Below are 12,514 nucleotides of genomic sequence, written 5' to 3'. Positions count from 1 at the left end.
GGCGTGGATCGGCAGATGCGTTCAGTCCGCCGTGCGGCGCCGGAAGGCGCGCAGTGCGAAGGGGGCGAAGACGGCGGTCAGCGCGACCGACCACAGAATGGTCGCCAGGATCGGGTGCTGAAGCGGCAGCGCTGACGCGTCGGTGGCGTGCGGTCCGTTGCCCCACAGCTGCCGCATCGCCTGGACCAGCGAGGACACCGGGTTCCATTCGGCGATGGTGCGGAGCCAGGTGGCCATGGGAGCGGTCGGGACGAAGGCGTTCGACAGGAAGGTCAGCGGGAACAGCACGGTGAACATGAACCCGTTGACGGCTTCGACGGACTTGAGCCACGACCCGACGAGGATGCCGAACCAGATCATCCCGAAACCGAACACCAGGACGAGGACGAATCCCAGCACCCCCTCGAGCAGCGAGGTGTGGATGCGCCAGCCGATCGCCAGGCCGGTCAGCGCCATCACCACGATCCCGATCGACGAGTGCATCAGCGACGCGATCGCCCGGCCGAGCAGATACGACGTCCGGTTGATGGGGAGAGAACGGAAGCGGTCGACGATCCCCTTGTCGACGTCCGCGGTGATGCCGTTGGAGACGATGAAGGCGGTGAAGACGATGGTCTGGCCCATGATGCCGGGCAGCAGGTACTCGCGATAGCTTCCGCCGCCCGGCACCGGCATGGCGGGACCGAAGACGAACGCGAACAGCACCACGAACATGATCGGCTGGACGGTGACGTCCGACAGCATCTCCGGCATGCGCTTGGTGTGGATCAAGCTGCGCTGCACCATGATCGACGTCTGACGCCAGAGAGACGGCGGCCGGGCCGCGATGGTTCGGTCGAGGGCGGGGGCGCTCATGCGTCGGCTCCTTCGGAGTCGGCCTCCGGAACGGACTCCGCGCGGTGTCCGGTGAGGCTGAGGAATACGTCGTCGAGGCTGGGCCGCGACAGGCCGAGATCGTCGATGGCGATGCCGGAGTCGTCGAGAACCCGCGCGACATGCGTCAGGTCCGCGAGGCCGCCCGCGGGCAGGGTGAGGGTGCGCGCGTGCCGGTCGACGAACAGGTCGTCGGAGATCGGCGCGAGCAGTGCCTGCGCGGCCGCGAGGTCGGCGGAATGGGTGACGGTGGCCACCAGACTCGCCGCTCCGGCCTGCTGCTTGAGCTCGAGCGGGGTGCCCTCGGCGATGATCTTGCCCGCGTCGATCACGACGATCCGATCGGCGAGCTGATCGGCCTCTTCCAGATACTGCGTGGTCAGCACCAGGGTGGTTCCGTCGTCCACGAGACCGCGCAGCACCTCCCACAACTCGTTGCGGCTGTGCGGGTCGAGGCCGGTGGTCGGTTCGTCCAGGAAGAGCACGGGCGGTGACGCCAGGAGGCTCACTGCGAGGTCGATGCGCCGGCGCATGCCGCCGGAGTATTCGCGGACGGTCTTGTCGCCCGCGTCGGTGAGCGAGAACTGTGCGAGGAGCTGCTCGGTCCGTTCCTTGAGCACGCGGCGGCCGATACCGTACAGCCCGCCGATCATGCGCATGTTCTCCCGGCCGGTGAGCAGTTCGTCGACGGTGGCGGCCTGGCCGGTGAGGCCCATGCTGCGGCGGACGCCGTCCGGCTCGTCGAGGACGTCGAAGCCGTTGATGCGCGCGGTGCCCGAGGTGGGTGCGCTCAAGGTGGTCATCATGCGGACGGTGGTGGTCTTGCCCGCGCCGTTGGGCCCGAGCATGCCGAGAACGGTTCCGGTGGGAACGGCGAAGCTGATCCCGTCGACCGCGGTGAAGTCACCGAACTTCTTCACCAGGTCCACGGCTTCGACGGCGATCGAGTCGGTCAGTCGTCTGTTCACTCGATCACCGTACGACGAGATGCCTCACGCCTCCATCGGGTTTTCCGAGGCGACGTCCGCGTTCGGGACCACGCGGATGCTGAGTGCGTCCGCCGCGGCGGCCGGAGGCGCGACCGGCGTCAGTTCCGGCCGCTTCGGCAGTCGGCCGTCGCCGAGGGAGCGTCCGCGGACCTTGCGGATGATCCACGGCGTGAAGAACTCGACGAACCAGCGCGCGTCGCCGAGGGTGCGCAGCACCCGGTTCGGATCGCCGGCCGGAGGCAGCGGCCGTCCCCAATCGGGTGAGCTGTCGGGCAGACCGAGCGCGTGCGCGGCTCCGGCGGCGAAGCGGTCGTGGCCGAGGGGCGAGGCGTGGAGGCGGTCGGGCGACCACGACCGGAGGTCGGAGAGGACCGGCGCCGCATGCAGGTCCACCAGGACGAAGCCGTAGGCGTCGGCGAAGTCGCGCATCATCTGGTTGATCGCTGCGAGCCGCGTTTCGATGCGGCCGGAGAACGGGATGGTCTCCGCGATGTTGGGAAAGGTCGAGACCACCACGTCGGCTCCGGTACCGGCCAGCCGCCGGTAGATGTAGTCGAGGTCGGTGTGCACCTCGCCGAGATCGATCCGGCCGATCACGTCGTTCATGCCGAGTGGTGCGGCGATCAGGTCGGGCTCCAGCGCGAGGGCCGGTTCCAGCTGCTCGTCGCGGGTGTTCCGGGTGTTCTTGCCGCGGACCGCGAGGTTGGCGTACCGCAGGTCGGGGTTGTGCCGGGCGAGGTGCTCCGCCAGACGGTCGGCCCAGCCTCGGTAGCCGCTCGCGGGGTCGCCGTCGCACATTCCTTCGGTCTGGGAGTCGCCGATCGCGACGAACCGTGAGTAGCGCATGCGGACGATCTTATTCCGGCGACGGAGGCCGGGTGCCCTGGGCGACTTTACAAAATTATTGTTAATGTCTAGACATCGTACGTAACAACATCTAATGTCAACGTCACTAGTTCGCTGGACGAGGAGGAACACATGGCGAACCCGACGATCGACCGGAGCACCGCCGAGGTGGTGGAATGGCGCGACAAGAAGCGATACCTGTGGTTGCTGGGCCTGGTCCCGCCGACCGCGGTGTTCATGGCCACCGGTCTGGTGGCACTGTTCAACTGGGCATCGGACGCACTCGGCTGGAGCTGGGTGTCGACGGTGTCGCCCGTCTGGTGGTGGATCGGCCCGCTGCTGCTGTACGTGCTGCTGCCGATCCTCGACATCTTCTTCGGTCCGGACGGCCAGAATCCGCCGGACGAGCTGATGGAGCAGCTGGAGAACGACAAGTACTACCGGTACTGCACCTACGCGTACATCCCGTTCCAGCTCGCGAGCGTGGTCCTGGCCTGCTACCTGTGGACGGCTGACGACCTGAGCTGGCTCGGCGTCGACGGAGGCCTCGGGCTCGTCTCCAAGATCGGTCTGGCGCTGTCGATCGGCGTCATGGGCGGCATCGGCATCAACACCGCCCACGAGATGGGACACAAGAAGGTCTCGCTGGAGCGCTGGCTGTCGAAGGTGACGTTGGCGCAGACCTGCTACGGACACTTCTACATCGAGCACAATCGCGGCCACCACGTCCGCGTCGCGACCCCGGAGGACCCGGCCACCTCCCGATTCGGTGAGAGCTTCTGGCGATTCCTGCCGCGCAGTGTGTTCGGCAGCCTCAAGTCCGCGTGGGAGCTGGAGGCGACCCGTCTCAAGCGTCTCGGGCGTCCGGTCCTGCATCCGAGCAACGACGTCCTGAACGCCTGGGCGATGTCGATCGTGCTGTGGGGCGTGCTGACCGCGATCTTCGGATGGCAGATCCTGCCCTTCGCGGCACTGCAGGCCGTCTACGGTTTCTCGCTGCTCGAATCGGTGAACTTCCTGGAACACTACGGACTGCTGCGGCAGAAGAACGAGCGCGGCCGCTACGAGCGCTGCACGCCGGAACACAGCTGGAACAGCGACCACATCTGCACCAACATCTTCCTGTACCACCTTCAGCGGCACAGCGATCACCACGCCAATCCGACGCGGCGGTACCAGACGCTGCGGAGTTTCGACGGTGCGCCGAACCTCCCGAGCGGATACGCCAGCATGATCGCGCTGACCTACTTCCCGCCGGTGTGGCGCGGAGTCATGGACCATCGGGTGCTCGAGCACTACGACGGCGACCTCTCGAAGATCAACATCCAGCCCGGCAAGGAACGGAGGGTCCAGGCCCGATACGGAAAGGCATCGGCATGAGCGCCTACCGCTGCGAAGTGTGCGAATACGTCTACGACGAAGCCGAAGGCGCTCCGCGCGAAGGCTTCCCGCCCGGTACCGCGTGGTCGGACGTCCCCGATGACTGGGCCTGCCCCGACTGCGGCGTCCGCGAGAAGATCGATTTCGAACTGATTGGACAGTGACATGAGCACCACCGACTACAAACTCTTCCGTTGCATGCAGTGCGGCTTCGAATACGACGAGGCCGAGGGCTGGCCGGAGGACGGCATCGCCCCCGGCACCCGCTGGGACGACATCCCGGACGACTGGAGCTGCCCCGACTGCGGGGCGGCCAAGGCCGACTTCGAGATGGTCGAGGTCGCCCGCCCATGACCGGGCAGACCGCATCCGATGCGGGCGTCGTCGTCGTGGGAGCCGGCACCGCCGGCGTCACCGCGGCGGCGACGCTGCGGGCCGAGGGGTACGACGGACCGGTCACGCTGATCGGCGCCGAGCCCGGCACGCCGTACCGGCGGACCGCGCTGTCGAAGGATCTGCTCGGCGCGGACCTCTCCGAGTCCCGGATCGCCCTGCAGAAGCCCGACTTCTGGGCCTCGCGCGGCATCGACATCCGCACGCGGGTCAGCGTCACCGCGATCGACACCGCGGCGCGGACGGTCGCACTCGACGACGGCACCCGGCTCGACTACCGGGCCCTCGTCCTGGCGACCGGCGGCCGGCCGATCCGCCCGTCATGGCTCGCCGCCGACGTGCCGGCCCTGCGCACGCGCGACGATGCGATCGCGATCCGCGACGGTCTGAACGACTCGCAGCGGCTCGTCGTGATCGGCGGCGGGCTGATCGGCCTGGAACTGGCGGCCTCGGCTGCGGCTCACGGCATGTCGGCGACGGTCGTGGAGGCGGGCGGGCGCGTGGCGTCGCGAGTGATGCCGGCCGTGGTCTCCGACTACCTGCAGCGGCTCCACGAGGGCAACGGGGTGCGACTGCACCTCGGGTCTGCGGCGCATTCGGCGACCTCCGAGCGGGTGCAGTTGTCAGGCGGGGCCGAGCTGGCGGGCACCGTCGTCGCGGCGATCGGCGCCTCGCCGGAAGTGGCGCTGGCCGCCGCCGCCGGCGTGCCGACCGGCCCGGCCGGGATCGTCGTCGACTCGACGCTGGCCACCGAGGTGCCGGGCGTGTTCGCGGCGGGTGACGCCGCCGGACCGCCGGACCTGCGGACCGGACGGCCCGCTCGCGGCGAGCACTGGTTCGGCGCCACCGATCAGGGCAGGGCGGTCGCGCAGTCGGTGCTCGCCGGACTGCGCGGCGAGCCGGCGGCACCGTTCGTCGAGGTGCCCCGGGCGTGGACCGTGCAGTACGGAGTCAACGTCCAGATGGTGGGGTGGCCCACCGCGGAGGGCGAGGTGGAGCTCGACGGCTCCATCGACGACGCCGACGCCACCGTCCGCACGGTGGTCGACGGAGAACTGGTGGGCGCGGTCACCATCGGTCGGGCGGCGGCGGCCCGCGCGTGCCGCTCGGAGATCGCGGCGGCGCTAGTCTCGAAGGTGTGAGTGCCCCAGCCCAGTCTTCGTCCAGCTTCGCGGTCGCGAGCAAGCAGCTGCTGCGTACGACGCTGCTGGACGGTCTCCGCACTCTGCTGCGAGAGAAGGACTGGGCTCGGGTGACGATGGCCGACGTCGCCCGGCAGGCCGGTGTCAGCAGGCAGACCGTGTACAACGAGTTCGCCTCCCGCGCCGGCCTGTCGCAGGCGTACGCGCTGCGATTGGCGGACGAGTTCACCGGCGAGATCGGCGCGGCCGTGGCCGCGAACGTCGGAGACGTGACCGGTGCGCTGCGATCGGGTTTCGCCCGCTTCCTGGCCAGTGCCGCCGACGACCCGATGATCCAGTCGCTGCTGTCGGGCGAGGCCAAACCGGACCTGCTGAAGCTGATCACCACCGACGCCGCGCCGATCATCGCCGCGGCGAGTGACCGCCTCGAGGTGATCCTCGTGGAGTCGTGGATCGCCATCGACGCGGAGACGGCCGGCCGGATCGCGCGGATGATCGCGCGCACGGCACTGAGCTACGTGGCCATGCCGCCCGCCCCAGACGCCGACAGCGACGTCGCCGACGACCTCGCGTCGGTGCTCGCACCGGCCGTGATCGCGGCCCGCGCGTCCGAGCGCGACGGCGCGTCCTGAGCCGCCGCGCCCGGCGTCAGCGGGCCAGGAAGGCCCGAACGGTCGACTCGAAGGCGTCCTTGGCTTCGATCATCACCCAGTGGCCGCACTGGGGGAAGACGTGCAGTTCGGCTTCCGGGATCAGCCGCATCGGCGCCATCGACATGTCGGGCGGGCTGACGCGGTCGTCGCGGCCCCAGGTCAGCAGGGTGGGGCACTTCACCTTGTGCATCATCGCCCAGTAGGGCGGAGTGTCGGCGTTCGCCTGGTACTGCTGCATCATCTCGAAGGCTTTCGACCCGTACATCATCGCGGCGGTCTTCTGCGCGGCCGGATCGTTGGCGGCGGCCCACCGCTCGTCGATCAGGTCGTCGGTCACCAGCGCGCGGTCGTAGACCATGGAGTTGAGCCACCGGACCAACTTGTCGCGGTCGGGTGCGTCGGTGAACTCCTGGAGCAGACGGATTCCCTCCGACGGGCTGGGGCTGAAGATGTTCGGCCCCACGCCGCCGATGGTGATCAGCTTCTCTACCCGGTCCGGATACTTGATCGCGAGGTTGATGCCGACGACGCCGCCCATCGAATTGCCGATCATCGCCGCCGAGGCGATGCCGAGGGCGTCCATGAACCGGATGACGGATGCGCCCGCGGTCAGGACGGGATGGCCGTCGACGGGATCGGAGACGCCGAACCCCGGGAACTCGATGATGTAGCAGTGGTGCGTCTCGGCGAAGAAGCCGAGATTGCCGCGGTAGTTGCGCCAGCCGTTGACGCCGGGGCCGGATCCGTGAAGCAGGATGAGCACGTCGTTGTTGTGCTCACCGGCCTCGTGATACCGGATGACTCCCTCGTCGGTGCTGATCTCGCGTCTGGTTCCCTCGTAGGTCACGTCCATTCCGCCATAATAGAACGTGTTCTAGTTGCTGGTTGGACGTATCCTGGAGCGCGTGAAGATCGATGCCTCAGTTCCGCTCGTCGCCGCAGGTCTGATCGGCGGGTTCGCCGCCGCCCGATACTCCGGGATCCGCCCCCTCGGCGGTGCCGTGCTCGCCGCCGCCGGCGTCGGCGCCGGCCGCAGCTGGCTCCATCGCGGCGCAGCCGTTACGGGAGCTTTGTCGGCAACGTACCTCGGTGCGTTCGGAATCTCACACCCGCTGGCGAAGAAGCTGGGCGCATGGCCGTCCGTGCTGGTCGTGACGGGTGCGGCCACAGGTGTGACGGCGGTCGCCTTGACGCTCGCTGACAGATCGGCTCAGTGATTCGCAGGAAGTCGGGGGAGAATCGTCGAGTGGTGCACGGCACCGCTCTTTGCTCTCGAGGGGATAGATGTTGATTCGACGTGATTCCGCCGCGCTGGTGTCATGCCTGGTGGGCGTGGCGATGGTGCTCGCCGCGTGCAGCGGTGGCACTTCGGCCCCGCCTCCGGCTCCCGCGGCGATCGGCGTGCCCGTGGCGAACGGCAAGCCGATCAATCCGACGACGCCGATCGTCGTCGACGCGACCGGAGGAGAACTCACCGCTGTGACGGTGACCAACGCGGCGGGTAAGAAGGTCGACGGAAAGCTCGACGCCACCGCGACGCATTGGACCACCTCCGAGGACCTCGGGTACGGCGGGACCTACACCGTGGACGCCACAGCGGTCAACAGCGACAAGAAGCCGACTACGAAGTCGTTCACCGTCACCACCATCACCCCCGACGACACCGCGTACGCCAACGTCGTCCCGGCGCCGGACGTGGTCTCCGACGTCGGCATCGGCGTCGGTCAGCCGATGGTCTTCCAGTTCACCAAGCCGGTGAAGGACAAGGCCGAAGTGACCAAACACCTCAAAGTGACGACCACACCCGCTCAGCCGGGTGCCTGGTACTGGATCGACGACCAGAACGTCCACTACCGCGGCCCCGAATACTGGAAGCCGGGCACCAAGATCCACATCGAAGCCGACGTCTACGGCGTCGATCTCGGCGGCGGCGTCTACGGCGCCGAGGACAACGCCGTCGACTACACCGTCCACGACTCGTGGGTGGCGAAGGCCGACGGTGCCACCGAACTGCTCACCGTCTTCCACAACGGCGAGCAGGTCAAACAGATGCCGATGAGCCTCGGCGAGCCGAACAATCCGTCGCACACCGGTCCGCACGTCGTGTCCGAGAAGGCCGCGCAGACCGTCATGGACTCGTGCACCTTCGGTGTCTGCCAGGGCGATCCCGGCTACTACCGCGAGACCGTCTACAACGATCTGCGGATCTCGAACGACGGTGAGTTCGTGCACTCCGCGCCGTGGTCGGTGGGTCAGCAGGGCGCCTCGAACGTCTCGCACGGCTGCGTGAATCTGAGTCCGGCCGACTCGCAGTGGATGTTCGACCACTTCGGTCTCGGCGACGTCGTCGAGATCACCAACTCGGGCGGCCCGCCGCTGCCCGTCTGGGACACCTACGGCGACTGGGAACTCAGCTGGGATCAGTGGAAGGCGGGCAACGCCTGACGAGCTGACGCCGGCGCTCAAGTCTCGGTGTCGCCACCGAGCGAGGCCTCGTCCTCCGCGTTGAACGTCTCCTCCAGCGTCGCCGGACTGTAATCGACGTCGATGTCTTCGACGTTCCTTCCGCGCGCGGACTCGATCGCGTGCAGCCTGCGCTGCGCGCGATCTGCCGCGTACTCGAGGAAGTCGTCGTTGTCGATGCCGAACGGCGGTTCGTCGAACTGATCGTCGACCCAGGCGATCATGCCCATCGCGAGGGGGATCAGTTCGCCGAACCTGTCGGTGACCACCTGCCAGAGCGAGTCGTCGGCCGCCACGTGCCTGCGGCAGGTGAACGTGCCCCAGGCCATATGCCTGGTCTCGTCCTCGGCGATTCGGCCGATCAACTGCTGCATTCCCGGCAGGATCTCGGTTTCGACGCAGATGCGCCGCCACGCGTAGTAGCCGGTGAGCGCCAGGCTTCCCTCGATCACGTGGTTGTAGGTGACGCTGGCGCGGACCTGGTTGACCGGCGACGGGTCGGCGGAGAGCACCCGTAGCGACTGCGGCAGCTGTTCGTAGAAGAGCTGCCGGTAGTAGGGGTTCTCGGCGACGTACGGGTGCAGATCGCCGGTGAGGCCCACGGCGTCCATCCAGAGTCGGAAACCCTGGGCGTGCTTGGCCTCCTCGAGGCAGAACTGCGACAGGTACATCTCGTCACCGAACCGGTCCTCGGACGCCATCGCGTCCATGAAGGGCCGGATGTCCTGGGTCACCGCCTCCTCTCCCGCGACGAACTGCGAGACGAGGTAGGTGGCGCTCCGGCGTTGCTCGTCGTCGAGCGCGGCCCAGTCCTGCGCATCTCGGGAGAAATCGATCGCCGCGGGATTCCAGGTCTTGGCGTTGCCCTTGGTGAACAGTCGGAGCGGGAACGACTGCCAGTTCATCCCGCCCGCTCGCAGTGAGGTGAAGTCATGGCGCACATCGGATTCTGGGGAGGCAGCGGTCACGGGAATCACTTCCGGAGGTCGTATCGGCTGGGTGCTGCCGACGCTAGTGCGTTCCGCACGGGATCGAAGCGGATTCGGTGTCCGATCGGTCGGGATCGTTAGTCTGGGAGCATGTGGCCTCGTCCCGAGACGATGACGCGCACCCTGGTGGTGTCGGTGAGCGCTGCCCTGTGGTGCTCGGTGTGGTGCGCGATCTTCGCCGCGGGGATCCGGGGATCGGAGAGTCTCACGCTGGCGACGGTGGCACTGCTCGCCGCGATCGCAGGCGGGTTCGCGATCCCGACGGCGTGGATGTCGTTGACCGTCGGCGCGCTGGGCGTCGGAGCGGCGATCGGCGCGGCGGCCGGCGGCGTGCCGTGGGTCGCCGTCCCCGCCGCCGCGGTCGGAGTGATCTGCGTCGTGATCTGGCTGTTTCGGGTGGTTCCGCGGATCTGGCTCTATCGGCAGGGGACGCGGGTCCGCGGAACAGTGGTCGAGTCCGACGGCGACCGTGCCGAGGCGATCGAGAGCACCCACGCCACCGTCCGCTACCGGATCGAGTATCGGGACGCGGAGGGCCGAACCCATCAGTTGACCGGCAGAGACGAGTTCCCCCTCGGCGCTCGGCCGTTGGTCGGCGATACGGCCGAGGTGTACTACGCCGAGGCGAAGCCCGAGCGGGCCGTGGCGGTCTTCGGGACGACGCCGCGCGACTGACCCCGCGCCGGGCGGTTCGCGCGAGGAGCGCGTCAGTCCGCGGTGCGCGCGTCCTGGGACGTGTCGGCGGCGATGGCGCCCGGCCACCAGATCCGCGGTCCGATGTCGAGGGTGAGCGCCGGAACCAGCAGCGATCGCACGATCAGCGTGTCGACGAGGACGCCGAACGCGACGAGGAAGGCCACCTGGGCCAGGAACAGCAGCGGGATCACCGCGAGGGCGCTGAACGTGGCGGCGAGCACCAGACCGGCTGCGCTGATGACGCCGCCGGTGCCGGTGAGGGCTCTGATCATCCCGTCGCGGGTGCCGTGTGCCTGCGCCTCCTCCCGGGCCCGGGTCATCAGGAAGATGTTGTAGTCGATGCCGAGCGCCACGAGGAACACGAACGCGAACAGCGGGACGACGGGATCGGCGCCGGGAAAGCCGAACGGGCCGTTGAACATCAGTGCCGCGACGCCCAGCGCGGTCCCGAACGACAGAACCGTGGTCGCGAGCAGGATCAGCGGTGCGAGAAGGCTCCGCAGCAGGACGACGAGGACGGCGAGGACCACAGCCAACACGATGGGGATGATGACGTTGCGGTCGCGTTCGGCGGTGGTCCGGGTGTCCAGGTCGACAGCCGTGGCGCCGCCGACCTCCGCGTCGGCACCGGGGACGGACGAGACGGCGTTCCGGATCCGCACCACGGTGTCCTGTGCGGCGAGGGAGTTCGGGTCATCGCTCAGCGTCACCTGAATCGCCTGCCTCCCGTCGTGGGTGACGGGACCCGATGCGGCGGCGAGGATCTCGGCGGCTGCGACGCCGTCGACCGCACGAACCCGTTCCGCGGTTCGGACCGCGGCCGCATCGTCGGTGATCACCCAGGTTGGGGTGCCCGACCCGGCGTCGAAGTGCCTGCCGTGCATCTGCGCGCCGGTCACCGATTCGGTCTCACCGAGGAAGAAGTCGTCGGTGGAGACGCCGCCGGCGCGGAACGCGGGGGCGAATGCGGCGCCGATGACGAGCACCAGGAGGGTGAGCGCCCAGATCTTGCGCGGCGAACGGGCGACGAATGCGGCGACCCGTTGCCAGATCCGGTGCGTCGAACCGGTGGCCGGCCCCGGCCGGCGCGGCCAGAACGCGGTGCGTCCGATGAGCGCGAGGGCGGCCGGGAGGAAGGTGATCGAGACGAGCAACGAGGCGGCGATGCCGATCGCCGCGATCGGGCCGAGGCTGCGATTCGAGTTCAGGTCGGACAGCAGCAGACAGAGGACGCCCAGGATCACGGTGGCAGCCGACGCGCAGATCGGCGGGAGGGTGGCGCGCCACGCGGTGCGCAGGGCCGCGCGTGCGTCCGGTTCCGCCGACAGCGCCTCGCGGTAGCGAGCCACCAGAAGCAGGGCGTAGTCGGTGGCGGCGCCGAAGACCAGGATGAACAGGATTCCCTGGCTCTGCCCGTTGAGTTCCAGGGTGCCCGCGGACGCGAGCCAGTAGACCACGCCCGACGCCAGTGCGAGGGCGAAGACTGCGGAGAGCAGCACCACCAGCGGCAGGATCGGCGAGCGGTATACGACGATCAGGATCGCCAGCACCACCGCCCCGGCCACCAGCAACAGGACGCCGTCGATGCCCGCGAAGGCGTTCGAGAGGTCGGCGGCCTGGGCGGCGGGGCCGGTCACGGCCACTGCCACTCCGGGCGGTGGATTCGCCAGCGCATCGCGCAGCTTCCCGATCTGCTCCTTCGGTTTCCCATCAGTGGAGACCGGGACGAACAGTTGGACGGCCGCACCGTCCGCCGCCCCGATCGCGGGAGAGAACTGCGGTGCGAAGCCCGGCGTTCCGGCCAGTGGAGTCACGGCGTCGGAGACGAAGGCGGTGTCGGCCGCAGTCATCGGCCCGCCGTCCTGCTTCTCCGCGACGACGATCGCCGGGAAGTAGCCGGTGTCGGTGAACGCGGGCAGCTGCTCGGCCACGCGGGTCGACTCGGCCGACGAGGGCAGGAACGCGCTCGCGTCGTCGGTGGTGACCGTGCTGAGCTTTCCGGCCAGCGGTCCGGTGGCCCCGGCCACCCCGAGCCAGATCAGCACGAGCACGGCGGGCACCAGCGTGCAGGCGAGCCGCGAGGAGGTCAT

The 12,514-nt window shown here is 68.6% G+C and carries 14 protein-coding genes; 8 read left to right on the top strand and 6 right to left on the bottom strand.

Annotated features, from left to right (window positions below):
• Positions 1 to 21: 21 nt before the first annotated feature.
• From ACZ5QD_RS13810 to ACZ5QD_RS13800, 3 genes are read right to left on the bottom strand one after another with little or no spacing between them, the layout of a single operon-like run.
• Positions 22 to 855: an ABC transporter permease gene (locus ACZ5QD_RS13810; RefSeq protein WP_062367266.1), complete on the bottom strand. Its 834-nt coding sequence runs from the start codon at positions 853 to 855 to the stop codon at positions 22 to 24.
• Positions 852 to 1,841 (bottom strand): ATP-binding cassette domain-containing protein, encoded by a 990-nt coding sequence (locus ACZ5QD_RS13805; protein ID WP_006896834.1) that lies wholly within the window; start codon positions 1,839 to 1,841, stop codon positions 852 to 854. Before ACZ5QD_RS13805 ends, ACZ5QD_RS13810 begins: the two co-directional genes overlap by 4 nt.
• 24 nt (positions 1,842 to 1,865) lie before the next feature.
• Positions 1,866 to 2,708: an SGNH/GDSL hydrolase family protein gene (locus tag ACZ5QD_RS13800; protein WP_006896833.1), complete on the bottom strand. Its 843-nt coding sequence runs from the start codon at positions 2,706 to 2,708 to the stop codon at positions 1,866 to 1,868.
• A 132-nt stretch (positions 2,709 to 2,840) separates the two neighbouring features.
• Here ACZ5QD_RS13800 and ACZ5QD_RS13795 point away from each other — a divergent pair, with 132 nt between their 5' ends.
• Genes ACZ5QD_RS13795 through ACZ5QD_RS13775 form a run of 5 tightly spaced genes read left to right on the top strand, consistent with a single transcriptional unit; the run spans position 2,841 to position 6,255 of the window.
• On the top strand, positions 2,841 to 4,088 hold the full coding sequence (locus ACZ5QD_RS13795; RefSeq protein ID WP_006896832.1) for an alkane 1-monooxygenase: 1,248 nt from the start codon (positions 2,841 to 2,843) through the stop codon (positions 4,086 to 4,088).
• A complete protein-coding gene (locus ACZ5QD_RS13790) occupies positions 4,085 to 4,252 on the top strand; it encodes a rubredoxin (protein ID WP_006896831.1) in 168 nt (55 codons plus the stop codon). The genes ACZ5QD_RS13795 and ACZ5QD_RS13790 overlap by 4 nt, the downstream gene beginning before the upstream one ends.
• A gap of 1 nt (position 4,253) precedes the next feature.
• Positions 4,254 to 4,442, top strand: a complete 189-nt coding sequence (locus ACZ5QD_RS13785; RefSeq protein ID WP_006896830.1) for a rubredoxin — start codon at positions 4,254 to 4,256, stop codon at positions 4,440 to 4,442.
• Positions 4,439 to 5,623 carry an NAD(P)/FAD-dependent oxidoreductase gene (locus ACZ5QD_RS13780; RefSeq protein WP_062367269.1) on the top strand — a complete coding sequence of 395 codons (1,185 nt, stop codon included), beginning with the start codon at positions 4,439 to 4,441 and terminating at the stop codon, positions 5,621 to 5,623. The genes ACZ5QD_RS13785 and ACZ5QD_RS13780 overlap by 4 nt, the downstream gene beginning before the upstream one ends.
• Complete coding sequence (locus tag ACZ5QD_RS13775) at positions 5,620 to 6,255, top strand: TetR/AcrR family transcriptional regulator (protein WP_006896828.1); 636 nt, start codon at positions 5,620 to 5,622, stop codon at positions 6,253 to 6,255. The genes ACZ5QD_RS13780 and ACZ5QD_RS13775 overlap by 4 nt, the downstream gene beginning before the upstream one ends.
• A gap of 16 nt (positions 6,256 to 6,271) precedes the next feature.
• Here the strand turns inward: ACZ5QD_RS13775 and ACZ5QD_RS13770 are convergent, their stop codons facing one another.
• Entirely contained in the window at positions 6,272 to 7,129 is an 858-nt protein-coding gene (locus ACZ5QD_RS13770; RefSeq protein ID WP_062367272.1) for an alpha/beta fold hydrolase, read from the bottom strand.
• A gap of 52 nt (positions 7,130 to 7,181) precedes the next feature.
• Between ACZ5QD_RS13770 and ACZ5QD_RS13765 the strand changes: the two genes are divergently transcribed.
• Positions 7,182 to 7,493, top strand: coding sequence for a hypothetical protein (locus ACZ5QD_RS13765; RefSeq protein WP_062367274.1), 312 nt, complete (start codon positions 7,182 to 7,184; stop codon positions 7,491 to 7,493).
• Positions 7,494 to 7,614: 121 nt separating this feature from the next.
• Entirely contained in the window at positions 7,615 to 8,721 is a 1,107-nt protein-coding gene (locus tag ACZ5QD_RS13760; RefSeq protein ID WP_231650334.1) for a L,D-transpeptidase, read from the top strand.
• 17 nt (positions 8,722 to 8,738) lie between these two features.
• Here the strand turns inward: ACZ5QD_RS13760 and ACZ5QD_RS13755 are convergent, their stop codons facing one another.
• A complete protein-coding gene (locus ACZ5QD_RS13755; protein ID WP_062367376.1) occupies positions 8,739 to 9,707 on the bottom strand; it encodes a R2-like ligand-binding oxidase in 969 nt (322 codons plus the stop codon).
• A 111-nt stretch (positions 9,708 to 9,818) separates the two neighbouring features.
• Between ACZ5QD_RS13755 and ACZ5QD_RS13750 the strand changes: the two genes are divergently transcribed.
• Positions 9,819 to 10,403, top strand: coding sequence for a DUF3592 domain-containing protein (locus tag ACZ5QD_RS13750; protein ID WP_156479429.1), 585 nt, complete (start codon positions 9,819 to 9,821; stop codon positions 10,401 to 10,403).
• A 32-nt stretch (positions 10,404 to 10,435) separates the two neighbouring features.
• Here the strand turns inward: ACZ5QD_RS13750 and ACZ5QD_RS13745 are convergent, their stop codons facing one another.
• Positions 10,436 to 12,514, bottom strand: coding sequence for an MMPL family transporter (locus tag ACZ5QD_RS13745; protein WP_062367377.1), 2,079 nt, complete (start codon positions 12,512 to 12,514; stop codon positions 10,436 to 10,438).

The sequence above is a fragment of the Gordonia sp. J1A genome, from assembly GCF_055393515.1.
This window is presented reverse-complemented; position numbering and strand designations above follow the sequence as displayed.